Genomic DNA, 23,829 nt, shown 5'->3' on the forward strand with positions numbered 1-23,829 from the left:
TGGCGCCGCCCTTGCGGTTCCCGTGCACACGGCGCAATTCGGGCACCTAATGCCCCCGAGTTCATATGCCTGCAATATCAAGGTCATTCTCGCCGTAGGCATGTTCATTGCGACCCATGGGGGCAAACTCTTGGGAAAGTGAGGCGACTTGGAGACCTCCGCCGCTGCGGATTCCGTAGGTAAATGACCGTTGACGTTCCGGTTGCCGCCGGGGTTCGATGACGCGCCGGGAGCCACAGAAAGACGCAGCTCAACTGCCTTCGGAGGCGATAGCGCTCCCGCCGTACTCCTGCCGCACGAGTCGATCGGAACCGCGCTCCATGACCGATACGCTTCGCCCGCTCCAGTCCGCGGCCACCGGGGAACCCCCGGCGCCGGCGGCCGTCCCGGGCGACCCCCAGAAGCTCAAGCGCTCCATCGGCGTCGTCGGCGGCACCCTCCTCACGCTGTCGTGCGTGACGCCCGCCTCCACGCTCTTCGTCGTCGTCCCCGACCTCTTCTCCTCCCTCGGCACCGCCACCGCGCTCACCATCGCGATCGGCTCGCTGCTCTGCGTGGGCGTCGCGTTCTGCTACTCGGAGCTCGGCACGCTCATCCCCAGCGCGGGCGGCGAGTACGCGATGGTCTCGACGATGGCGGGACGCCTGGCCGGCTGGCTCGTCTTCGTGCTGTCCCTGCTGGTCGTGATGATCGTGCCGCCCGTGATCGCCATGGGCACGGCCGACTATCTGGCGCCGGTCATGCACCTCGACCCGTCCTACGCGGGCGCGGGCGTCATGATCTGCGCCACCCTCGCAGGACTGCTCGACCTGCGGGCCAACGCGTGGATCACCGGCATCTTCCTGGTCCTGGAGGTCGTGGCGGCAGGCGTCGTGGCCGTCCTCGGCTTCGCGCACGCCGAGCGCGGCCCCGGCAGCCTGGTGGACCTCACGGTGGCGTCCGGGTCCGGGTCCGGCTCCGGCGGCGTCGACACGGTCACCGCGATGCTGATCGTCTCCGGCCTCGCCATCGCCCTCTTCGTCACGCAGGGCTTCTCCACGGCGGTCTACCTCTCCGAGGAGATGGAGAACCCGCGCCGCAACGTCGCCCGCACCGTCCTCGCCACCCTCGCCATCTCCTCCGTGATCATCCTGGTGCCGGTCGTCGCGATCACCACGGGCGCCGAGAGCCTGACCGCCCTCACGGAGGGCGACATCAGCGCCATGGTGACGGCCTGGTCGAACTCGGCGGTCGGTACGTTCGTCAGCCTCTGCGTGGCCCTCGCGATCATCAACGCGGGCATCGTCATGGTCATCCAGAACTCCCGCGTCCTGTTCGCCTCGGCCCGTGACAAGGCCTGGCCCTCCCCGGTCAACAAGGCCCTGTCCAAGCTCGGCGCGTCCGGCGCCCCCTGGGTGGCGACGCTCCTCGTCGGCGTCCCCGGCGCGCTCCTGTGCTTCGTGAACCTGGACACCCTGTACGGCGTCACCGGCGTCTCCGTGACCGGCATGTACCTGCTGGTGGCGGTCGCCGCCCTGCTGGCCCGCCGCGGCTCCCACGGCACCGGTCCCGCGTGGCGGATGCCGCTGTGGCCCGCGGTGCCGGTCGTCCTGATCGCGGTCCTCGGATACGTACTCAGCCAGCAGGAACTGCCCTACCTCGGCTGGACCGGCGGCATCGTGGTCGCCGCGACCCTGTACTGGGCGCTGTACCTGCGGCCGCGGCGCGAGACGCGGTGGCTGGTGAGCGTGCCGGAGGAGTCCTGAGGGCCCGCTTCCTCAGCCGGAGGTCGCGTTCAGATAGGCGAGGACGGCCAGGACACGGCGGTTGCCGTCGTCGTCATCTCCGATGCCCAGCTTGCCGAACATCGAGGTCGTGTACTTGCTGATCGCGCTCTCGCTGAGGAACAGACGGCGGCCGACGGCCTGGTTGGACAGGCCCTCGGCCATCAGGGCCAGCACGGACCGCTCGCGCTCGGTGAGCCGGTCAAGACCCCGCCCGGCGGAACCCGCGGACAGCAGCTTCGCGATGACCGCCGGATCCATGGCCGTCCCGCCGCCCGCGACGCGCTCCAGCGCGCCGATGAACTGGTCGGCGTCGAACACGCTCTCCTTCAGGAGATAGCCGACGGCGCCGGCCCCATCGGCCAGGAGCTCCCTGGCGTACAACTGCTCGACGTGCTGGGAGAGCACGAGGACCGGCAGGCCGGGCATCTCGCGGCGGGCCGCGAGGGCCGCGCGCAGCCCTTCGTCCGACTGGGTCGGCGGCATCCGCACATCGATGACGGACACGTCGGGACGCCACGTCCGCAGCACGTCGAGCGTCTCGGGCCCGGTCGCGGCGGTCGCCACCACCTCGTGCCCGCACGCCTCGATCAGGCGGACCATCCCGTCGCGCAGGAGGTAGAGGTCTTCGGCTACGACGATTCGCATGGCACCGCCATCCTCACACGCGTCGGACCGCCCGCCGGACTCGTGATCTCCACCGTCCCGTCGAAAACGGCGATCCTGCGGCGCAGCCCCGCGAGCCCGCCGCCGTCCCGCGCCCCGGCCCCGCCCCGGCCGTCGTCCTCCACCTCGACGACGATGCCGACGCCGTCGTGGTGGAGGCGGACGTGCGCCCGGGAGGCGTGGGCGTGCCGGACCGTGTTGGTGAGCAGCTCACAGACGCCGAAGTAGAGGGCCGCCTCGACCGGCGGGTCCAGGCGCAGCCCGTCATCGGCGTCGACGCCCACATCGAGCGGGACGTCCAGGGCGAGCGCGCGGACGGCGTCGACGAGTCCCCGCTCGGTGAGCACCGGCGGGCTGATCCCCTGGACCAGCTCGCGGAGTTCGGCCAGCGAGGCGGCCGCGCCTGCCCGCGCCTCCCGCATCAGCGTCCGGGCCTGTTCGGGGTCGGACGCCAGCAGCTTCTCGGCGGTCGCGAGGGAGAGCCCGAGACCCACCAGGCGGGCCTGCGCCCCGTCGTGCAGGTCGCGTTCGATGCGGCGGATCTCGGCGGCCTGCGCGACCGTCGCGTCCGCGCGCTGGGCCGTCAGCTCGTCCACCCGGTCGGCCAGCGCCATCGCGGGCGACGGGCGCAGGAAACGTACCGCCACCGGCTCCAACGGCCGCCAGGCGTACGGCGCGCAGCCGACGGCCAGCACCGCGCCGAGCACCCCCGTCAGGCGCGGGGCGAGCCCCGGCTGGAGGAGTCCGACGACCGCCGCGGCCACACCCGCCGGCGGCAGACAGGCGACCAGGCCCGCGGTGAACGGCACGACCGCGGTGAAGCGCAGATCGCGCCAGTTGGCGGGATCGCCCCACCGGACCCGCCACTTCTGGTCGAGGAGCGCGTCGCGGCTCGTGCGTTCGTAGCCGAAGCCGTTCCACCAGTACCCGGTGGACATCCGCGTCACCGGACCGGCCCGCCGGTACCCGTCGGGGATCACGGTGCCCGTCCAGTCCGCGACGACACGTCGCACCGTCCGGCACACCGGCCTGGCGAGCACCGGCGTGCCCACACACACCAGCACGAGCGGCGCGAGCCACGACCACGGATTGCCGGGACCCCACCGGATCCCGAGCGCCACGGCCGCGGCCCACACGGCGGGGATCAGCATGCCGACGACCGCCACGACACACGCCCGCACGAACCCCGTGCCGACGCGCCCCACCCAAGACCCCACCTGTCGCATGCCTCTTCCTCCGCCGGTCGCGCCGTACTCCGTGCCTCAACCCTGTACCGCACGAACCCTGCCGCGGCCCCGGCCCGCAGGGGAGTGGGGCTGGCCCCACCCTTGTGTACGTCCAGCCGCATACCGGCCCCGGTGGTCCCTCCATAGCGTCGACGTCATGGAAACCCGAACAGCTTTCAGCAGGTCCGAGAAGAGCATCAAGGCCTACGTCGTGCTCAGCGCCTGCGCCCTCGTGGCGGTCGTCGCGGTCGCGAGCGCCGGGCAGCCGGTGAACACGTTCATGTGGGTCCGCGCGGTGCTGCTGCCCGCGGTCGCCGTGCTGATGCACCGCATGACCGTCGCCGCCGTCCGCGGCAGCCGGCGGGCCGCCGAGCGGGTGCGCGCCCTCGCCGTCGTGATGCCGGTCGCCATCGTCGGCGTCGACCTGATCCCGGGCGTCTGCCCGCCCTGGTACACGGCGGCGCAGATCGTCTGCATGCTCCCCGTCGTCCGCGTGGCGTTCCTCACCCGGACCGCGGCGCCGTGCGCGGAGCACGGCTGACCGTCACGGACCGGCCGACCCGCGTACCACGGTCGCCGTACGCGGGCGCGGAGTCTACTCCCGGGGGAGGCGTACGGGTTCAGACCGGCGGCTGCCCCGGTTGTCGGCGGTCGCCCGTACCTTTGACGGTATGGATCTACGACTGCCCAGGCCAAGGTTGTCCGTGCCGAGCGGTCCGCGCAGGCTGATCGCCGCCGTGGCCGCCGTCGCGGTGCTCGCCGGTGTGGGCACGTGGTCGGCGGTCGCCTCGGAGGACGGCGGGCCCGCCGTGCGGCGCACCGACCGCATGATGGACACCGGCGGCGCCCGGATCGACACCTCGTACTTCACGGCGGGCGACCCGGACACCAAACGCCCCGCGATCCTCATCGGGCACGGCTTCGGCGGCAGCAAGGCCGACGTCCGCAAGCAGGCGGAGGACCTGGCCCAGGACGGGTACGCGGTCCTGACCTGGTCCGCGCGCGGCTTCGGGAAGTCCACCGGCAGGATCGGGCTCAACGACCCGAAGGGCGAGGTCGCCGACGCCCGCAAGCTCATCGACTGGCTGGCGACCCGCCCCGAGGTGCAGCTCGACAAGGACGGCGACCCGCGCGTGGGCATGACCGGCGCCTCGTACGCGGGAGCGGTGTCCCTGCTCACCGCCGGGTACGACCGGCGGGTGGACGCCGTCGCCCCCCAGATCACGTACTGGAACCTCGCCGACGCCCTGTTCCCCGACGGCGTCTTCAAGAAGCTGTGGGCCGGCCTCTTCATCAACACCGGTGGCGGCTGCGAGAAGTTCGAGAAGCGGCTGTGCGCCATGTACGAGCGGGTCGCCGAGGCCGGCAAGCCGGACGCGGAGGCACGCGAGATGCTCGCCGAGCGCAGCCCGGCCGCCGTCGGCGACCGCATCAAGGTGCCGACGTTCCTCGCCCAGGGTCAGACCGACTCCCTCTTCCCGCTCGGCCAGGGCGACGCCATCGCCAAGGCGGTCCGCGCGAACGGCGCGCCCGTCTCCGTCGACTGGATCGCGGGCGGCCACGACGGCGGCGACCGCGAACAGGACCGCGTCGAAGGCCGCGTCGACGACTGGTTCGACCGCTACCTGAAGGACGACAAGAGCGCCGACACGGGCCCCGCGTTCCGCGTCACCCGCACCGGAGGCGTCGACTCCACCGACGGCGCGGCCCGCAAGCGCGGTGCGAGCGCCGACGCGTACCCGGGCCTGGAGAGCGGCACGCGCGCGATCCCGCTGCGCGGCCGCGAGCAGACCTTCGACAACCCGGCGGGCGCCAGCCCGCCCGCCATCTCCGGGCTCCCCGGCGTCGGCGGCAGCCGCCTCTCCCAGTTCGCCTCGCTCGGCGTCGGCATCTCCGTGGACTTCCCCGGACAGTTCGCCAAGTTCGACTCGGCGCCCGTCCGCGACGACCTCCGCATCACCGGCTCGCCGACCGTCCGCGCCCACGTGAAGTCCTCCGGCGACGACGCGGTGCTCTTCGCGAAGGTGTACGACGTCAGCCCCGACGGCAAGCAGCAGGTCCTGCCCTCGCAGCTCGTCTCGCCCCTCCGCGTCACGGACGCCCGGCAGGGCAAGGACGTCGAACTGCGGCTGCCCGCCGTCGACCACAAGGTGCAGAAGGGCCACCACCTGCGCCTCGCCCTCTCCTCGACCGACTTCGGCTACGCGTCGCCGAACACACCCGCCAAGTACACCGTCTCCCTGAACGGCGACCTGAAGGTGCCGACCGCGCCCGGCGTGGACACCGCGGCCGCGCCGCTGCCCGCCTGGGTCTGGTGGCTGCCCGCCGCCGGCGCCGCGCTCGCCCTCGGCCTGCTCGTCACCGCACGCAGGCGCACCACCGCGCCCGCCCCCGACCCGGCCCTCGCGGAAGTCCCGCTCCGGATCACCGACTTGAGCAAGCGCTACGCCAAGTCCACCGACCGGTACGCGGTCCGTGATGTCTCCTTCACCGTCGAGAAGGGCCAGGTGCTCGGCCTCCTGGGACCGAACGGCGCGGGCAAGACGACGACCCTGCGCATGCTCATGGGCCTCATCCGCCCCGACGCGGGCGAGATCCGCGTCTTCGGGCAGGCCATCAGGCCCGGCGCGCCCGTCCTCTCCCGCGTCGGCGCGTTCGTCGAGGGAGCGGGCTTCCTGCCGCACCTCTCCGGCCGCGAGAACCTGGAGCTGTACTGGAAGGCGACCGGCCGCCCCGCCGAGGACGCCCACCTGGAAGAGGCCCTGGAGATCGCGGGCCTCGGCGACGCGCTCGCCCGCGCCGTGCGGACGTACTCCCAGGGCATGCGGCAGCGCCTCGCCATCGCCCAGGCCATGCTCGGCCTGCCGGACCTGCTGATCCTCGACGAACCGACCAACGGCCTCGACCCGCCCCAGATCCGCGAGATGCGCGAGGTCATCATCCGGTACGCGCGCGGCGGCCGCACCGTCATCGTCTCCAGCCACCTCCTCGCCGAGGTCGAGCAGTCCTGCACGCACCTGGTCGTCATGGACCGCGGCCGACTCGTCCAGGCGGGCCCGGTCGCCGAGATCGTCGGCTCCGGGGACACGCTCCTCGTCGGACTCGCGGAGGACATCCCCGACCCGCTGGTGGAGAAGGTCGCCGCACTGCCCGGCGTCGCGTCGGCGGTCCGCGCGGACGACGGCCTCCTGGTGCGGCTCGACGGCACCGAGCACGCGAGCGCCGTACGCCTGCTGCCCGAACTGGTCCGCCTCGACGTACCGGTGGAGTCCATGGGCCCGCACCGCCGCCTGGAGGATGCGTTCCTCACCCTGATCGGAGGCACCACCGCATGAGCGCCACCCTGGAGCGCCCGACCGCGCCCGGCTACCGCGCGCGGCGGACCCTGCCCCTGCGCGTCGAGGCGGTCCGCCAGCTGAAGCGCCGCCGCACGCTCGTCATGGGCGGCATCATGGCGCTCCTGCCGATCGTGCTCGTCATCGCGTTCGCCGTCGCGGGCGGCTCACCCGGCTCCCGCAACGGCGACGTGACCCTCATGGACACGGCCACGGCATCGGCGGCCAACTTCGCCGCGACGTGCCTGTTCGTCTCGGCGGGCTTCCTGCTCGTCATCCCCGTCGCGCTGTTCTGCGGCGACACCGTGGCCTCCGAGGCGAGCTGGTCCTCGCTGCGCTACCTGCTGGCCGCGCCCGTGCCGCGGGCCCGGCTGCTCTGGTCCAAGATGGCCGTCGCCCTCGGCATGAGCGCCGCCGCGATGGTGCTGCTGCCGCTCGTCGCGCTGGCGGTCGGCACGGTGGCGTACGGCTGGGGACCGCTGGACATCCCGACCGGCGGCACGCTCCCCGCGGGCACGGCGACCCGGCGCCTGCTCGTCGTCGTCGCGTACATCTTCGTCTCCCAACTGGTCACCGCCGGCCTCGCGTTCTGGCTGTCCACGAAGACGGACGCGCCGCTCGGCGCGGTCGGCGGCGCGGTAGGCCTGACCATCGTCGGCAACGTCCTGGACGCGGTGACGGCGCTCGGCGACTGGCGCGACTTCCTCCCCGCGCACTGGCAGTTCGCCTGGGCCGACGCGATCCAGCCGCAGGCGGAATGGGGCGGCATGATCCAGGGCTCGGCGATCTCGGTGTCGTACGCGCTGGTGCTGTTCGCGCTGGCTTTCCGGGGGTTCGCGCGGAAGGACGTGGTGTCCTGAGGGCAGGGCCGGGCCCAGCGGGCCCGTAGCCGCATCGAGACGCTTCCGCAACGGTTCCGAGCGATCGTTCGAAGCCCCTCCGGCGTCACAGTCATGTGAGCGGACGACGCGAGGGGGACCGGATGGGGACTCGGCGGAGCGGACGGGCCGGAAGGATGCGGCAAGGGGTGCTCGCCATGGCCGTGGCGGGCGGCCTCGCACTGGCCGGCTGCGTCGGCGGCGACGCGGACCGGACCAGCGGCGACGGCGGCGAGAAGCGTGACAGCGCGCCGATGCCCGCCCCCGCGCCCGCCCTGCCGAACGGCGGCGCGAGCCAGGCGCCCGGCGAGCAACAGGGCCAGGACCAGCGGGAGTTCGCACCCGACCACCTCTCCACGTTCGCCCTGGACGTCGACACCGCCTCGTACGGCTTCGCGCGCCGCACCCTCGCCGAAGGACGCCTGCCCGATCCGTCGACGGTCCGGCCCGAGGAGTTCGTCAACAGCTTCCGGCAGGACTACCCGCGGCCCGACGGCGACGGCTTCTCCGTGAGCGTGGACGGCGCCCGTACGGGCGACGACGGCTGGTCACTGGTCCGGGTCGGCCTCGCCACCCGCGGCGAATCCGCGGACACCGAACGTCCGCCCGCCGCCCTCACCTTCGTCATCGACGTGTCCGGCTCCATGGCGGAGCCGGGCCGCCTCGACCTCGTGAAGCGGTCGCTCGGCCTCATGACCGACCGGCTGCGCCCCGACGACTCAATCGCCCTGGTCACCTTCAGCGACACGGCGAAGACGGTGCTGCCGATGACGCGCCTGGGGGAGAGCGGGGACGACGGGGCGGGCCGTACGCGCGTGCACCGGGCCGTCGAGGGCCTGGAGCCCATCCAGTCCACCAACCTCGAAGCGGGCATCACCACCGGCTACGACACGGCGGTGCGCGGCAGGAAGGAAGGCGCCACCAACCGGGTCGTCCTGCTCTCCGACGCCCTCGCCAACACGGGGGCGACCAGCGCGGACGGCATCCTGGACCGCATCTCGGACGCCCGCAGGCAGCACGGCATCACTCTCTTCGGCGTCGGCGTCGGCAGCGACTACGGAGACGCCCTGATGGAGCGGCTCGCCGACAAGGGTGACGGCCACACGACGTACGTGTCGAACGAGGAGGACGCGCGCGAGGTGTTCTGCGAACAGCTTCCCGCCCACATCGAGCTGCGCGCCCGCGACGCGAAGGCGCAGGTGTCCTTCGACCCGGCGACGGTCGAACAGTTCCGGCTCATCGGGTACGACAACCGGCAGGTCGCCGACGACGACTTCCGCGACGACTCCGTGGACGGCGGGGAGATCGGCCCCGGCCACACAGTGACGGCGCTGTACGCGGTGCGGACCGAGCCGGGCGCCGGCGGTCACCTGGCCACGGCGAGCGTGCGCTGGCTCGACCCCGACAGCCGGGCGCCGCACGAGGAGTCGGGCCGTATCGAGGCGGCCGACCTCGACGGGTCGCTCCGGGAGGCGGACGCGGGCCTCCAGGTCACCGCGGTGGCGGCGTACTTCGCGGACGGCCTGCGCGCGGCCGTCCCGCCCGGCGCCCCCGTGGACCGTGACCTGCCCGAACCGGCCCCCGCCACGCCGTCCCTCACGGAACTCTCCGAACGGGCCCACGCGCTGCCGGTCCGCACGAAGCAGGTCCGCGAACTGACGTCGTCCATCGACGAGGCGGCGCGCTTGAGCGGGGACTTCTGAGGCGGGCCCTAGCGCCCGCACAACTCCTTCTCCGCCCGCACCGGATCAGTCGGGAAACGGAACGACGTGCGCTCCACCGACCCCGTCAGGTTCCGCCAGAAACGGCCGACGGTCAGGGGCGCGCGGGTGGCGGCCCGCAGTTCCGCGAGCGGCCCGCAGCGCAGGGCCCGGCGGGCGGCCTCGACCCGGGCGGGGTCGAGGCCCTCGGGCACGTCGGCGGCGCCGCGTTCGGCGACGATCCACTCGTCGGGCAGCCGCTTGTCGTGTCCCACGCGGCCGTTGACCAGTCCCTCGGAGTGGGCCGCCAGTGGATAGGCCAGCCCGATGGGGTCGAGGGCCGCACCGGAAAGCGGAACGACGGACCCGCTGAAGCCGAGCGTGTTGTAGACCCCCGTCACCCCGGGCACACCGCCCGCCACGGGCGTCTGGGCGAGGAGCAGGGCCGGGGCGCCGCTCCGGGCCCGCTCCCGTACGAGGGCGGCGTACGCACGGTTTCCCGGCTGGCCCGCGAAGTCGTGGTGGAGGGGGTGAGGGGCGGCGTTCTGCCGCACGTACACGCCTCGCTCGTCCGCGATCCCGCCCGCGCCGATCCGCCCCTCGTACGGCACGCGCCACATGCCCGCGCACGCGACGGCCCACACGCCGACCACCACCGCGGCGACGCCCCACGCGCGCGTGAGCGGAACCAGGAAGACGGGCAGCAGCATCAGGAGCAGCCCCGGCAGGAACATCCGCCCGTGCATGAAGTCGCCGCCGACCTTGATGACGTAGAGCCAGCAGAGGGCACCGGCGAGGACGGGGGCGACGACGGGGGCGGAGTCCCGCGTGACGCCCGGGTCGCGTACTTGTCGTACGCCGAACCTCCCCGCGTGAGCGGCGACCGCGCCCACCGACACCATCGCCACCACCGGCACCCACAGCGCGTACGGCTCCGTGAAGTCCCGGAGGTAGTCGAACCCGCGCCCCCACAGGCTCCGTGAGGCCTCCTTGGTGATGCCGGGCAGCGGCACCAGATGCCCGTAGTACCCCATGCGGAAGATCTCGTACGCGACGGGAAGCGCCCCGGCGACGCCCGCTCCGGCGAGCGCCCCGCGCCACGAGGGCCGTGCCGTCACCCACTGCGCGGCCAGGAAGACCACCGACACCAGCGTGAGGTCGGGCCGCACGAGGGGCCCGAGCCCGAGCACGGCGCAGGTCACGAGCGAACGGGGGCGTGCCACGAGCGCGAGCCAGGCGCCCGCGATCCAGCAGGTGGCGAGCCCCGTCTCCAGCCCGGAGGTGGCGAAGTCCCAGACGGGCGGGAGGGCGAGCAGGACGAGGGCGCCGCAGGGGACGAGGAGCCCGCGTCCGGCGCTCTCACCGCCTCCCCGCAGCGACAGCGGCAGGTGCTGGCGCTGGCGCAGCCGCATCGCCCCGACCCCGGCGAGCGCGAACCCGACGGCGGTGAAAAGGAGTCCCCCGTACATCGCCACGGTCGCCACATCGGCCCCCGTGGCCCCGCCCGCCACCAGCAGCCACTGCCACAGGGTGCCGGTGGACGACTCCGCGCGTTCGCCCGCGTTGAAGACGGGCCCGTGGCCGGCGAGGACCTGCCGGACCGTACGGACGTAGATGTGCCCGTCGTCGGACATCCACCGCCGCTGGAAGCCGGCGAAGCCGATGACGAGCGCGGGCAGCAGGCAGGCCCCGAGGCGGACGCGGTCCCGCCATCCGCCGGGCGCTCCCGCTCCCGGGGAGGGCCCGGCGACGGCGGCTTCGGGGTCACGGAGGGAAGTGTGCGCGGACGTCGTCATGATCACTACATCGGCGCGGCCCGACGACGGCTTGAGAGAGCCGGAAGCAGGGGACCTCGGTGACGGGACGCGTCAGACCTTGGGAATGTCGAAGTACCGGGTGAGCCCCGCGGCCAGCGCCACATCACCCACGACCCGTACCTTGCGCATCATGAACAGCGCGACGGGACCCACGTTCCCGGACACCAGTTTGAGGAACTCGGCGTCGGCCAGCACGAGCGTGACCCGCGGCTTCGCCTCTGACTGGCCCTCGCGCACGACACACGTGCCGTCGGCGATGTCCGTCTCGTACACCACGTCTTCGTTGCCGCCGCTGCCGGTGATCTTCCAACGGATGAGCGCGGTCACGGATGCCGCGGCCTCGGGCTTGAACTGTCGTTCCATCCGCCCGAAGACTTCCTGGAGGATGCGTCCGCGCAACGTGCCGTCCTCGGCGAGTCGGGTGAACTGCTTGCTGGAGAGCCCCTTCACGATGCGCGCGAACTCCTCGGGCGTGACGCCGGCGAAGTCGAGTTCGGCGATCTTGCTGATGTCGTCCGCCACGTCAATCTCCTTACTCTGGAGTAAACTTACTAAACGGTAAGGTAATCGTCGCCAGGGAGGCTGACAAGGGTGAGCGGCACATCCGAAGACGCACCGGAAGCGAAGGGTGCGCGGACCCCGCGCAGGCGCCGCGTGCCGCGCCGCGAGCGGGAGCGGCAGATCGTCGATGTGGCGGTGCGGGTCTTCGCCAAGCGCGGCTATCACGGCGCGTCGGTGGATGAGATCGCCGAACTGGCGGGCATCTCCAAGCCGATGGTGTATCTGTACCTGGACTCCAAGGAGGGGCTCTTCCTCGCCTGCCTGCGGCGCGAGGCGGACCGCCTGGTCGGCGCCTTCCAGGGCGCGGCGACGGCGAGCGGCGCGGCCCCCGAACTCCGGCTGTACGCGGGGCTGCTCGCGTTCTTCGCGTTCGTCGCCGAGCACCGCGACAGCTGGGTGGTCCTGCACCGCCAGGCGTCGGAGCTGAGCGAGGCCATCGCGGCGGCCGTCGCCGAGGCCCGTGTCGCGGTGATGGCGGAGGTGGCGGGACTGGTGCGGGCGGGCATCGCGGAGGCGGGCCCCACCGCGCAACTCTGCGACGAGGACGCGGATTTCGTGGCGCACGCGCTGGTCGGCGCGGCGGACTCGCTGACGGACTGGATGGCCCGGCACCCCGACCAGTCGCCGGAGGGCGTGACGCTCCGGCTGATGAACATGGTGTGGGTCGGGATGGGCCGGGTGCTGGAGGGCGAGGCGTGGAAGCCGGCGACGGACTGAGTGCACGCTTCCCCTTGAAAATTCGTTACGTGCCAGTAAGTTGACCCCCGAGTAAGTACGCGCGCCGAACGCCTGCGCATGCGCACAACAGCGCATGCGCACATCAGCACATCAGCCGGGAACCGGAAGCCGGGGAGCCGTCATGGGCGTACGCAAGGATCTGAAGAGGGCACAGCGCCACAGCGACCTGGCGGGCCGCGCCGAGGTCGAACTCATCAAGGACGAGCACGGCACGGTACGGGAAGCGCGTACCGCCCCCCTCGTGCCCCGCGCCACCGCGGGCAGCACCGCCGACATCCCCTTCACCAACGCGGTCGAGGCCCCCGACACCGTGGTCCTGCGCCGCAAGCGGGCCGGCCAGTGGCACCCCGTCACCGCCGCGGCCTTCGCGCGCGAGGTGACGGAGACGGCGAAGGGCCTCATCGCGGACGGCCTGGAACCGGGCGGCCGCGTCGCCCTCATGTCCCGTACGCGCTACGAGTGGGCCGTCCTGGACTTCGCGATCTGGGCGGCGGGCGGCCAGACCGTCCCCATCTACGCGACGTCGTCGGTGGAGCAGATCGAGTGGATCGTCCGCGACTCGGGCGCACGCCTGCTCATCGCCGAGACGGCGGAGAACGCGACGACGGCGGCAGAGGCCGTGACCGAGCCGGCGGACCAACCGCGCATCCGCACCATCGACGGCGGAGCGATGGCGGAACTCGCCGCACTCGGCAGGGACTTGTCGGACGAGGAGGTCACGAAACGCAGGTCCGCGCTCACCCCGGACTCCATCGCGACCCTCTGCTACACCTCGGGCACCACGGGCCGCCCCAAGGGTTGCGTCCTCACGCACGGCAACCTGCACGCGGAGGCGGCGAACACCGTCGACCTGCTCCACCCCGTCTTCAAAGAGATCACGGGACAGGTCGCCTCCACGCTCCTCTTCCTGCCGCTCGCCCACATCCTGGGCCGCAGCATCCAGATCGCCTGCATGATGGCGCGCATCGAACTCGGCCACTGCCCGAGCATCAAGCCGGACGAACTGCGCCCGGAGCTGCGGGCGTTCAGGCCGACGTTCGTCGTCGGCGTCCCGTACCTCTTCGAGAAGATCCACGAGACGGGACGGGCGACGGCGGAGAAGATCGGCCGCGCCTCGTCGTTCGACCGGGCCGAGCGGACAGCGGTGCGCTTCGGCGAGGCGTACCTGAACAAGTTCCTGGACAGCAGCGGCCCGGGCCCTTCCCTCGGCCTGCGCGCGGGCTGGGCGCTCTACGAACTCCTCGTCTACCGCCGCATCCGCAAGGAGGTCGGCGGCCGCCTGCGCTACGCGATCAGCGGCGGCTCCCCCCTGGACCGCGACCTCAACCTCTTCTTCTACGCCGCGGGGATCATCATCTACGAGGGGTACGGCCTGACCGAGACCACGGCAGCCGCCACCATCACCCCGCCGCTCAGGCCCCGCCCCGGAACGGTCGGGCTGCCCGTGCCGGGTACGTCGGTGCGTATCGCGGACGACGGCGAGGTGCTCATCAAGGGCGGCATCGTCTTCGGCTCGTACTGGAACAATCCGGCGGCGACGGACGCCGTACTGACCAACGAGTGGTTCGCGACGGGCGACTTGGGCGCCCTGGACGGTGAGGGCTACCTCACGATCACCGGCCGCAAGAAGGACATCCTCGTCACCTCCGGCGGCAAGAACGTCTCACCCGCGGTCCTGGAGGACAGACTGCGCAGCCGCGCACCGGTCGGCCAGTGCATCGTCGTGGGCGACAACCGCTCCTACGTGGCCGCGCTGGTGACCCTCGACCCCGAGGCGGTCACCCACTGGCTCACCGTACGAAAACGCCCGAAGGACACGCCGCTCGCGGAACTGGCGAGGGACCCCAAGATGATCGCGGAGGTCCAGAAGGCGGTGGACTACGCGAACGCGGCGGTCTCCAAGGCGGAGTCGATCCGCAAATTCGCCATAGTCGGCGGCGAGTTCACCGAGGACAACGGCCTGCTCACCCCCTCCCTGAAGATCAAACGCCACGCGGTGACGGAGGCGTACGCGACGGAGATCGAGGACTTGTACGGCGCGTAGGCGACGCGGGCCGACTCGTACCGCGCGCAGGCGGTGAGGGTCGGCCCGGCGGTGCGGGCCGGTTCCCGAGGGCGGGACCAAAGTCCCTCCTCGAACTTCTACACATATGTAAAAGTATGGGCGGCACCCCGGGCGGGGATCCTCTTGCGAGGGCTCGGGGTGCCTTCGTATGCGCACAAACGGGAGGGACCCCATGAAGGCCGAGACCATGAAGAGCAGCGCGCGCAAGGCGACGAGACGTGTGACGGGCGGCTTCGTCGCGACGGTGACGGCGGGCGCCGTCCTCGGAACGATGGCCCCCGCGGCCGTCGCCGACGAGGTGCCGTCCCCGTCGGCGGCACGCGCCGCCCAGGTCGTGGAGAAGGCGACCGGAGTCGCGGACCTGACGAAGCTCGACGGCCGCCGGGGCAGCGGACAGACGGACGAGGGGAAAGTGACGGTCACGGCGCCGGCGACGGCGGACGGCGACGTACTGCTGGACGCGCCGAACGCCGACGTCGCCCTCGGCCTCCCGGAGACGAAGGGCATCGCGGGCGTCGCGGCCGGCGCGGGCACGGTTGTCTACCCCGACGCCGCCCCGTCGACGGACATCGCCGTGCAGCCCACGACGGACGGCGCGGCCCGCACGCTGGTGACGCTGAAGGACGCGAAGGCGCCGACGAAGCACGAGTTCGAGGTCAAGCTCCCTGAGGGGGCGGCCCTGACGGAGGACGGCGAGAACGGCTTCCTGATCACCAAGGCGCACGGTGAGCGCACGGAGGTCCTCGGCGCGATCGACGCCCCGTGGGCGAAGGACGCCAACGGCAAGCCGGTGGCGACGAGCTACCACCTGTCCGGCGACAAGCTGACGCAGACCATAGACGCCACCGCCGACACGGCGTTCCCGGTGGTGGCCGACCCGAAGGTCTCGCTTGGCTGGTCCATCTACCTCCGCTTCAGCAAGAAGGAGGTGAAGGACATGGCCAAGACCCCGATGTACCACTTCGCGGCGACGGCGACGGTCATGGCCTGCGCCAAGATCCCCAACGCCGTGGCCGCGGCGGGCTGCGGCGCCGCCTTGACGGCCCAGGCGAGCTCCCTGCGGGGCCAGATGCAGGACGCGGCGAAGGCGAACCAGTGCGTGGAGTGGAAGGTCAGCTACGTGGGCGTGATCACGAACTGGAAGCGCTACAAGTGCTGAAGACGGACAAGAGCCAACAGGCAGGGAACATGAGCAAGAAGAAGGACCTCGCGCTCCTCACGGTCACGTACCTGGCGCTGGTGCTGGTGGCGGGAACACTGATGGGCTGGTCGACGGCCCGCTGGATGCTTCTGCTGCTCCCGGTCCTCGTGGCGACCCGGGTGTTGGCCTTCCGGGGCAAGGGTTCGTGCGGGCCCCGGAAGTGACGAGACGGCGCTCGTAGGGGTGAGGCGGGTGCAATAAGCCGGGCCACGAGTCGTGTCGCCAGTCGCGCCATCACTCGGCCATCAGTCGATACAGAACTCGTTGCCCTCGATGTCCTGCATCGGGATGCAAGCGTCATGGCCGTCGTACAGCGTTTGCACGTACACGGCGCCGAGCGGGACCAACCGGTCCCGCTCGGCCTCGAGCGCGGCGAGCCGTTCCTCACCAACGAGCCCCGTGCCGACCCGCACGTCAAGATGGACCCGGTTCTTGACGACCTTCCCCTCGGGAACCCGCTGGAAGAACAGCCGTGGCCCGACGCCCGAGGGATCGACACAGGCGAACCAGGAATCCCGCCGCTCGGGCGGCTGCGCCTGCCGGAAGACGTCCCACGTGGCGTACCCGTCCGGCGGCGGTGGTACGACGTAACCCAACACCTCGCACCAGAACCGAGCGAGGCGTTCGGGTTCCGCGCAGTCGAAGGTGACTTGGAACGTCTTGATCGTCGTCATCCGATCACGGTACGAGCGCACAGCGCTTCCCGAAACCCCGATACGGCGCAAGCCCTCGGCCGCCGCTCGCCGACCTGCTGGACGGGGAGCGTTGACGCAGGAGTTCCGGTGGAAGTTGCGGCGATATGCGTATGCGACGGGGAAGTCACTGTCACGCCGACGGCAGCTTGTCCGTGCGCATGTCGAGGCGCATCGCGGCGCGCACGGCGGACAGCGCGTCCATGACCTCCTCGAAGATGAGGTCATGCTCCGGATCGCCGGGCGCCACGCCGCGTATGGCTGCCTCCCGCGCCCGACGGACACTGAGGAAGTAGGCGAGTGCGGGTTCGACCACTGCTCTCGGTGCAAAGATCTCTATCTGGTAGCGCGTTTCGTAGCACTGCGCGAAGCATCGCCTCGCGGCGGATCTCCGCTCGGCTTCCGGCATCCCTCGATTGAGGAAGATGAGGTTGAGTTCGCTGCGCGCCGCGGCCAGCGCTCCGAGGTAGGCGCCGTACAACTCGCGCTTGCTGCGCGTCTGTTCTGCCGTCGTCTCGCGACGGTCCTTCCGGAACTCGACCAGCAGCGCGGACCCGGTGGCGATGACGGCACCCAGAAGGGTGGCCAGAAGTGGGGTCCAGCTCATACCCACAAGGTATGAGCGAGCGACACGCGTGAACAGGCTCGATCGGCTCCACGCGCGCGTGGGGACGGCATTCCGGCGGGTTCGGCCTTCTCCCGGAGCGAGTACGTGGATCACGCTGAGTGATCATTAGCGGCCCCGTGCCGGGCAAAAGCGCTTGGCCTCAGCGTGATGTGCGACCGGGCGAAAGGGAACCCCTCACGCGTTTCCGCGGGTGAGAGGCTGTTTGCGCCCCCGGCAGGACTCGAACCTGCGGCCAAGCGCTTAGAAGGCGCCTGCTCTATCCACTGAGCTACGGGGGCCGGGTGTGGCCGGGTGGCACGGAGCCGGATGTGGGGGTGATCCGTGACCTTGCCGGGGACAAGGATAGGGCTCCCGGGTCCCTGTCCCTGGTGCTTCGCCTCCGCGCCGTGATGTGGAGGTTCGGTGAAGCGATCCTGATAATCGCAGGCAGGTGCGAATCTCGCATCGCTTTTGGCGTCTCACGCCCCGGGTGTTGTGCACTCGTTATGCCTGCGCCCCGGTCGTCCCTTCCCTCACCTGCGTCCGATCGGCGCGCAGAGACGTCCATATGCTTCAGAAAGGCGCCAAAATTGGGCATTCTTCGCATGTGGTGACCTTGGACGTACGGCCTCAGTTGCTTGACGCACTCTCCGCCCTGCGCGAGCGTGTCGCCGCCGCACGCTTTCCGCTCCCCCTGCCAGGGGCGCCACGCGCGCGTGCCAACCGGGACGAGTTGCTGGCGCAGCTCGATGACTATCTCGTGCCCCGGCTCAAGGCCCCCGAAGCGCCTCTTCTCGCCGTCGTCGGCGGATCCACCGGGGCCGGCAAGTCCACTCTCGTGAACTCCCTCGTGGGGCGACAGGTCAGTGAGGCGGGTGTGCTGCGGCCCACCACCCGCACGCCGGTGCTCGTCTGCCATCCGGACGACCACCACTGGTTCTCCGGGATGCGGATCCTGCCCGACCTCACGCGCGTGTGGGTGCCCCGACAGGACCCCGGGGAGGGCGGAGGCGAGGGGGAGCAGGAGGAGAGCGGGGACATGGCGGCCGTCGTCGGCGAGGAGGAGCGCGCGCTGCGTATCGAGACCGCCCCCAGCCTCCCGCGCGGACTCGCCCTCCTCGACGCACCCGACATCGACTCCCTCGTCGCCGACAACCGCGTCCTGGCCGCCGAACTGATCTCCGCGGCCGACGTATGGGTGATGGTCACCACCGCGTCGCGGTACGCCGACGCCGTCCCCTGGCACCTGCTGCGCACCGCCAAGGAGCACGACGCCACCCTCGTCACCGTCCTCGACCGGGTGCCGCACCAGGTGGTGACCGAGGTGTCACGGCAGTACGGCGCGCTGCTCGCCAAGGCCGGGCTCGGCGACGTACCCCGCTTCACCGTGCCCGAACTGCCCGAGTCCGCGGGCGGCGGCGGACTGCTCCCCGCCACCGCCGTCGCACCCCTGCGCGCCTGGCTCACCCACCACGTCCAGGAACCCGCCGTCCGCGCCCGGGCCGTCGCCCGTACCGCCCTGGGGGTCATCCGGTCCCTCGACTCGCGCATGCCGGAGCTGGCGGGCGCCGTCGCCGCCCAGTACGCCGCCGCGCTGCGGCTCACCTCCGCCGTCGACGAGGCGTACGAGAACGAGCACGCGCGCGTGGGGAGGCGTTTGCGGGCGGGCGGGGTGCTGGCCGGCGGTGCCTTGAAGCGCTGGCGCAGCTACCCGCTCGACTGCGGGGCCGGTGAGCTGCTCGACGCCATCGCCGAGAGCCTGGAAGCGCTGCTGCTGTGCGCCGTCACCGCCGCGGACGAGCGCATCGACGAGGCCTGGCGGCGCGAACCCGCCGCCGGAGCCCCCACCCTGACCGGCCGCGACCCGGAGGTCGAGTCCGCCGAGCACCGCATCGGGATGGCCGTCCGCAGGTGGCGGCGCGAACTGGAGGAGTACGCCGAGGACGAGGTGCGCTGCCTCGAACGGGTCGACAAGAACGGCCTGCCCGACCCCGAGGTCGTCGCCGCCCTGCTCGCCACGGGACTGCTCGGCGGGCGCCGGGCGCGCGCGGCAGGGGAGGTCCTCGCCGAGCGGATCGGCGCCCAGGCCGCCGTCCGACTGCGCGACCGGGGCGGACGCCTGCTGACCGACTACCTGGAGAGGGTCCTCAACGCCGAGCGTGAGCGCAGGCTCGCCCCCTTGGACGCCCTCGAAGTGCATCCCGAACCCCAGGCCGAGCTGATCGCCGCCCTGTCCGTACTGCAGAAGGAGAGGTGACCGCGGTGACCGCCGTCACTGATCACACCGATCCCGCCGACCCCACCGATCCCGCCGGCCGGGTACATCACAAGGACCGGGACCGCAGCCGCAGCGCATCCGACGTCGACGCCTCCCGCGCCGACGCTTCCCGCCCCGACACCCCCCGCGCGAGCCACCCCGAACCTACCGACGGCCGTTCCGGGCGCGCCTGGGACGACGGCCTCATCGCCCGCCGCGTTGAGGACGCGCAACGACCCCCGGGCGGCGGGGGCGCAGACCTGGACATCAGTGGCGGAGCCCGCTCGTACGCCCCCGCCCCCTCCACGGCCCTCAGCCCCTCCTACGAAGGCCCCCTGCGCACCCGCCTCGACGCCCTGCGCGAACTCGTCGGGCTCTCCCGCACCCGCCTCGACAGCGGCACGCTCGCCGAGGCCGGCCGCGTCCTGGACGAGGCCGCCGCCCGGCGCAGGCTCTCCGAACGGCACACCGTCGTCGCCATCGCCGGGGCCACCGGCAGCGGCAAGTCGACGCTTTTCAACGCGCTCGCCGGAGTGATGATCTCGGAGACCGGTGTGCGCAGGCCGACCACCGCCGCGCCCATCGGGTGCAGCTGGACGGACGGCGCGGCGGGCCTCCTCGACCGGCTGGGAATCCCCGGACGCCTGCGCCGCCGCCCGCTCCAGGGACCCGGCGCCGACGAACTCCAAGGGCTCGTCCTCATCGATCTGCCCGACCACGACTCGGCGGTCGGCGAGCACCGCGAGCACGTCGACCGCATCCTGGCCCTCGTCGACGCCGTCATCTGGGTCGTCGACCCGGAGAAGTACGCCGACGCGATGCTCCACGAACGCTATCTGCGCCCCATGGCCGGCCACGCCGAAGTCACCTTCGTGGTGCTCAACCAGATCGACCGGCTGCCCGGAGACGCCGCCGACCAGGTACTCGACGATCTGCGGCGGCTCCTCGACGACGACGGCGTCGCCCTCGGCGAGCACGGGGAGCCGGGCGCCACGGTGCTCGCGATCTCCGCGCTGACGGGCGAGGGCATCGCCGAACTGCGCGAAGCACTGGGGCAGTTCACGCAGGAGCGGGGCGCCGCGGCCCGCCGTATCTCCGCGGACGTGGACGCCGCCGCGGAACGCCTGCGTCCGGTGTACGTCGAGGGGGCGCACTCCGGCCGCAACCGCGGGCGGATCGGGCTCAGCGAGGAAGCCCGTGAGGAGTTCGCCGACCGGCTCGCGGACGCCGTGGGCGCGGCGGCCGCCGGGGACGCCGCCGAGCGGGCCTGGCGCAGGCACGCGGGCAAGGCGTGCGGGGATCCGTGGTTCAGGCTGTGGCGCTGGTACGAGGCGCGGCGCTTCTCGCAGGGCGTGCCGACGCCGGTCGCCCTCGCGCCCGTGGACGAGGAGGTGACGGCGCGCCAGCGGGTGGAGCACGCCGTGCGCACGGTGGCCGACGAGGCGGCGAGGGGGCTGCCTCTGCCCTGGGGGCAGGCCGTGCGGGAGGCCGCGGTGCGCGGCGCCGAGGGACTTCCCGAGGCGCTCGACGAGCTGGCGGTGACGGTGGGGGTGCCGGTCGGGCGGCCGCCGCGCCCCGGTTGGTGGCCGGTCGCGGTCCTGGCGCAGGCGGCGATGACGCTGCTGCAGGTCGTGGGCGGCATCTGGCTGGTGGGCCAGATCATCGGGCTCGCCACGCCGAATCTGGGCGTGCCGGTGCTGTTGATGCTGGCGGGCATCGTGGGCGGTCCGTGCGTGGAGTGGACGAGCCGGATGGCGGCGCGGGGGCCCGCGCGCCGGTACGGGAACGACGCGGAACGGCGGCTGCGGGAGGCGGCGGCCGGGTGTGGGCGGGCGCGGGTCCTCGATCCGGTGGCGGCGGAACTGCTGCGGTACCGGGAGGTCAGGGAGCAGTACGTACGGGTGTCGGGGGAGCTGTCGGGGGCCGCCCGTTCCCCGATCGGGTGACGGAGTTTTCCACAACCTGACGGTGGTCCACAGGGCTCAGCGAGATCCGCCCGACCGGTGCAATCTGAGATCGCAGCCGCGGGGCTGCGGCACGAGACAGATGAAGCGGGGGAGGGGTTCTGCGATGAACGAGACCTTGGTGACGGTCGTGGGAAACGTCGCGACGACGCCGGTGTACCGGGAGCTGCCGTCGGGACCGGTGGCGCGGTTCCGGCTCGCGGTGACGGCGCGGTATTACGACGGGGCGAAGAGCACGTGGACCGACGGGCACACCAATTTCTTCACGGTCTGGGCCTGGCGGGCGCTCGGCACGAACGTGCAGGGATCGGTGTCGGTCGGCGAACCGGTCATTGTGCAGGGGAGGTTGAAGGTGCGGGACGAGGAGCGGGGCGGGCAGCACTGGACGTCGGCGGACATCGAGGCGGTGGCCATCGGCCACGACCTCTCGCGCGGTACGGCGGCGTTCAGAAGGGTGGGCAGGGGCAATCCGGCGCTGACGGAACCGGCGTCGGGGCGGAGTGAGGATGCGGTCGGGGCGCGCGAGAAGGAGCCCGAGCCGGTCGGGTGACGGGCAGTCAGGGATGAAGCGGTCGGCGGCGACCGAAGTGCGGCATATCGACGAGCGGCACCGTTGATTTGTCGATAAGCCCAGCTCGGAGCGGTTGTTGGGGATAACGATTCCGAGTCGGATCCGCCGTCCGGTGATCTGCGTGGGGCTCGTGATGCGGCGTTTCCTTAGGATGCCGAACGTAGCTCACGGGGCAGTCGGCAGGTGATGTCACGCAGGTGGCAGGTGAACCTGCCCCTTTCAGTCTGCTGGCGGGACCACCCCCCAACGTTGTGAACGGGTCCCGCCCGGAGGGGAATTCAGTGTTTTCTGCGTTGTCCATACGTAGCCGGGACCGAGACCGGAGTCGTAGCCGCAGCGAGAGCGGACCCGGTCGAGCCGCCGCCAGGTTCGCCGCGGTGACCGCCGCCGCGGGTCTGGTCCTGGCGGGCGGAGTGGCCTTCGCGGGCGCGGCCGCGGCGGAGGAGACGCCGGCGCACCGGGGCGGAGCCGTCGCGACGCTGGGCGGACTGCAGACGTTCGACCAGGCCGTCATCCGTGACGACGGCCAGTCGCAGCAGGTGCCCGCCGGACTCTTCGAGATGTCCGTGGAGGGCGGCGGCACCCTCCAGACGTACTGCATCGACATCCTGAACCCCACGCAGAAGGACGCCAAGTACCAGGAGACCCCCTGGAGCGGCACCTCGCTGAACGGCAACCGGGACGCGGGCAAGATCCGCTGGATCCTGCAGAACTCCTACCCGCAGGTGAACGACCTCGCCGCGCTGGCCCGCAAGGCGGGTGTGCGGTCCCTCACCGCGCAGACCGCCGCGGCCGGCACCCAGGTGGCGATCTGGCGGTACTCCGACGGCGCGAAGGTCGACGCCGTCGACCCGCAGGCCGAGAAGCTCGCCGACTACCTCTACAAGAGCGCGCGGAACAGCGTCGAGCCCAAGGCGTCGCTGACGCTGGACCCGCCGGCCGTGTCGGGTCGCACGGGGGAGAAGCTCGGCCCGGTCACCGTGCGGACCGACGCCGACTCGGTGACGGTCACACCGCCCGCGGACTCCGAGGCGAGCGGGGTGAAGGTCGTCGGCAGGAACGGCAAGCCGGTGAAGTCCGCGCGCGACGGCAGCCGCCTCTACTTCGACGTGCCGAAGGACGCACCCGACGGCGCGGCCGCGCTGTCCGTGCAGACGTCGACCACCGTGCCGGTCGGCCGGGCGTTCGCGTCCGAGACGCGGAGCCAGACGCAGATCCTCGCGGGCTCCAGCGAGTCGACGGTGTCGGCCAGGGCGACCGCGAACTGGGCTGCCGAGGGGGCGCTGCCCGCGCTGTCGGCCGAGAAGGACTGTGCCAAGAGCGGGGTGGACATCACCGCGACCAACAAGGGCGACGAGCCGTTCACCTTCCGGCTGATGGGGTTCAAGCACACCATCAAGGCGGGCGCGTCACAGACGGTGACGATTCCGCTGCAGGAAGACCAGCCCTACGACTTCACGATCAACGGACCGAGCGGCTTCGAGAAGCGGTTCAAGGGCGTGCTCGACTGTCGCACCGCGGGCGACACGGTCACGAGCAAGGCGCAGCCCGCCTCCCAGCCGAGCCCCGCGTCGGCGGGCGGCTCCGTCGGAGGCGGTGACCTGGCGGAGACCGGCAGCAGCAGCAACACCCCGCTGATCGTCGGCATCGCGGTGGCGTTCGTCGTGGTCGGCGGCGCGGCGGTGTTCTTCCTCCGCAAGAAGGACGGCCCGGCGGAAACCTCCACGGAGGAGTGACGGGCGACGGCGCGCGGTAGTCATGCGGCTACCGCGCGCGAGGCGGAGAACC

Annotated in this window: 19 protein-coding genes and 1 tRNA gene; 13 read left to right on the forward strand and 7 right to left on the reverse strand. The window is 71.9% G+C overall.

The window, feature by feature from the left end; genetic code table 11:
- The first annotated feature begins 320 nt into the window (after positions 1-320).
- Positions 321-1,745 (forward strand): APC family permease, encoded by a 1,425-nt coding sequence (locus DEJ48_RS25490; protein WP_150218586.1) that lies wholly within the window; start codon positions 321-323, stop codon positions 1,743-1,745.
- A gap of 12 nt (positions 1,746-1,757) precedes the next feature.
- Here the strand turns inward: DEJ48_RS25490 and DEJ48_RS25495 are convergent, their stop codons facing one another.
- Both DEJ48_RS25495 and DEJ48_RS25500 read right to left on the reverse strand, forming a co-directional pair.
- The gene (locus tag DEJ48_RS25495; protein ID WP_150218587.1) at positions 1,758-2,411 is read right to left on the reverse strand and encodes a response regulator transcription factor; all 654 of its coding nucleotides are present in this window, start codon (positions 2,409-2,411) and stop codon (positions 1,758-1,760) included.
- Positions 2,396-3,655, reverse strand: coding sequence for a sensor histidine kinase (locus DEJ48_RS25500; RefSeq protein ID WP_150218588.1), 1,260 nt, complete (start codon positions 3,653-3,655; stop codon positions 2,396-2,398). Before DEJ48_RS25500 ends, DEJ48_RS25495 begins: the two co-directional genes overlap by 16 nt.
- Before the next feature lie 157 nt (positions 3,656-3,812).
- Between DEJ48_RS25500 and DEJ48_RS25505 the strand changes: the two genes are divergently transcribed.
- The 4 genes from DEJ48_RS25505 to DEJ48_RS25520 all read left to right on the forward strand — a co-directional run bounded on the left by DEJ48_RS25505 (position 3,813) and on the right by DEJ48_RS25520 (position 9,571).
- Positions 3,813-4,196 (forward strand): hypothetical protein, encoded by a 384-nt coding sequence (locus DEJ48_RS25505; protein ID WP_150218589.1) that lies wholly within the window; start codon positions 3,813-3,815, stop codon positions 4,194-4,196.
- Between the two features lie 130 nt (positions 4,197-4,326).
- Complete coding sequence (locus DEJ48_RS25510; RefSeq protein ID WP_190537573.1) at positions 4,327-6,990, forward strand: alpha/beta fold hydrolase; 2,664 nt, start codon at positions 4,327-4,329, stop codon at positions 6,988-6,990.
- Positions 6,987-7,850: an ABC transporter permease gene (locus tag DEJ48_RS25515; protein ID WP_150218590.1), complete on the forward strand. Its 864-nt coding sequence runs from the start codon at positions 6,987-6,989 to the stop codon at positions 7,848-7,850. The genes DEJ48_RS25510 and DEJ48_RS25515 overlap by 4 nt, the downstream gene beginning before the upstream one ends.
- Positions 7,851-7,972: 122 nt before the next feature.
- On the forward strand, positions 7,973-9,571 hold the full coding sequence (locus DEJ48_RS25520) for a vWA domain-containing protein (RefSeq protein WP_150218591.1): 1,599 nt from the start codon (positions 7,973-7,975) through the stop codon (positions 9,569-9,571).
- A gap of 8 nt (positions 9,572-9,579) precedes the next feature.
- Here the strand turns inward: DEJ48_RS25520 and DEJ48_RS25525 are convergent, their stop codons facing one another.
- A complete protein-coding gene (locus DEJ48_RS25525) occupies positions 9,580-11,364 on the reverse strand; it encodes a hypothetical protein (RefSeq protein ID WP_150218592.1) in 1,785 nt (594 codons plus the stop codon).
- 72 nt (positions 11,365-11,436) lie between these two features.
- Positions 11,437-11,907, reverse strand: a complete 471-nt coding sequence (locus tag DEJ48_RS25530) for an SCP2 sterol-binding domain-containing protein (protein WP_150218593.1) — start codon at positions 11,905-11,907, stop codon at positions 11,437-11,439.
- 69 nt (positions 11,908-11,976) lie between these two features.
- Here DEJ48_RS25530 and DEJ48_RS25535 point away from each other — a divergent pair, with 69 nt between their 5' ends.
- The 4 genes from DEJ48_RS25535 (at position 11,977) to DEJ48_RS39830 (ending at position 16,114) form a co-directional block, all read left to right on the forward strand.
- On the forward strand, positions 11,977-12,663 hold the full coding sequence (locus DEJ48_RS25535; protein WP_223832200.1) for a TetR/AcrR family transcriptional regulator: 687 nt from the start codon (positions 11,977-11,979) through the stop codon (positions 12,661-12,663).
- Positions 12,664-12,805: 142 nt separating this feature from the next.
- The gene (locus tag DEJ48_RS25540) at positions 12,806-14,728 is read left to right on the forward strand and encodes an AMP-dependent synthetase/ligase (protein WP_150218594.1); all 1,923 of its coding nucleotides are present in this window, start codon (positions 12,806-12,808) and stop codon (positions 14,726-14,728) included.
- A 193-nt stretch (positions 14,729-14,921) separates the two neighbouring features.
- The gene (locus DEJ48_RS25545) at positions 14,922-15,908 is read left to right on the forward strand and encodes a hypothetical protein (protein ID WP_150218595.1); all 987 of its coding nucleotides are present in this window, start codon (positions 14,922-14,924) and stop codon (positions 15,906-15,908) included.
- Between the two features lie 29 nt (positions 15,909-15,937).
- Positions 15,938-16,114 carry a hypothetical protein gene (locus DEJ48_RS39830; RefSeq protein WP_190537575.1) on the forward strand — a complete coding sequence of 59 codons (177 nt, stop codon included), beginning with the start codon at positions 15,938-15,940 and terminating at the stop codon, positions 16,112-16,114.
- 81 nt (positions 16,115-16,195) lie between these two features.
- Here DEJ48_RS39830 and DEJ48_RS25550 read toward each other — a convergent pair whose 3' ends face one another.
- From DEJ48_RS25550 to DEJ48_RS25560, 3 genes are all read right to left on the reverse strand, one after another.
- Positions 16,196-16,624 (reverse strand): VOC family protein, encoded by a 429-nt coding sequence (locus DEJ48_RS25550; protein WP_150218596.1) that lies wholly within the window; start codon positions 16,622-16,624, stop codon positions 16,196-16,198.
- 151 nt (positions 16,625-16,775) lie between these two features.
- Positions 16,776-17,249: a hypothetical protein gene (locus tag DEJ48_RS25555; RefSeq protein ID WP_150218597.1), complete on the reverse strand. Its 474-nt coding sequence runs from the start codon at positions 17,247-17,249 to the stop codon at positions 16,776-16,778.
- Positions 17,250-17,475: 226 nt separating this feature from the next.
- Positions 17,476-17,548 (reverse strand) — tRNA-Arg (locus DEJ48_RS25560).
- Positions 17,549-17,817: 269 nt separating this feature from the next.
- On the opposite strand from DEJ48_RS25560, the gene DEJ48_RS25565 reads away from it, so the two are divergent.
- The 4 genes from DEJ48_RS25565 (at position 17,818) to DEJ48_RS25580 (ending at position 23,777) form a co-directional block, all read left to right on the forward strand.
- Complete coding sequence (locus DEJ48_RS25565) at positions 17,818-19,506, forward strand: GTPase domain-containing protein (protein WP_190537577.1); 1,689 nt, start codon at positions 17,818-17,820, stop codon at positions 19,504-19,506.
- Positions 19,503-21,452 (forward strand): YfjP family GTPase, encoded by a 1,950-nt coding sequence (locus DEJ48_RS25570; RefSeq protein WP_223832201.1) that lies wholly within the window; start codon positions 19,503-19,505, stop codon positions 21,450-21,452. Before DEJ48_RS25565 ends, DEJ48_RS25570 begins: the two co-directional genes overlap by 4 nt.
- 124 nt (positions 21,453-21,576) lie before the next feature.
- The gene (locus DEJ48_RS25575; RefSeq protein WP_150218600.1) at positions 21,577-22,020 is read left to right on the forward strand and encodes a single-stranded DNA-binding protein; all 444 of its coding nucleotides are present in this window, start codon (positions 21,577-21,579) and stop codon (positions 22,018-22,020) included.
- Positions 22,021-22,418: 398 nt separating this feature from the next.
- Positions 22,419-23,777, forward strand: a complete 1,359-nt coding sequence (locus DEJ48_RS25580; RefSeq protein WP_150218601.1) for a Cys-Gln thioester bond-forming surface protein — start codon at positions 22,419-22,421, stop codon at positions 23,775-23,777.
- Positions 23,778-23,829: the final 52 nt, after the last annotated feature.

The sequence above is a fragment of the Streptomyces venezuelae genome, from assembly GCF_008642315.1.
Classification (GTDB): Bacteria; Actinomycetota; Actinomycetes; order Streptomycetales; family Streptomycetaceae; genus Streptomyces; species Streptomyces venezuelae_D.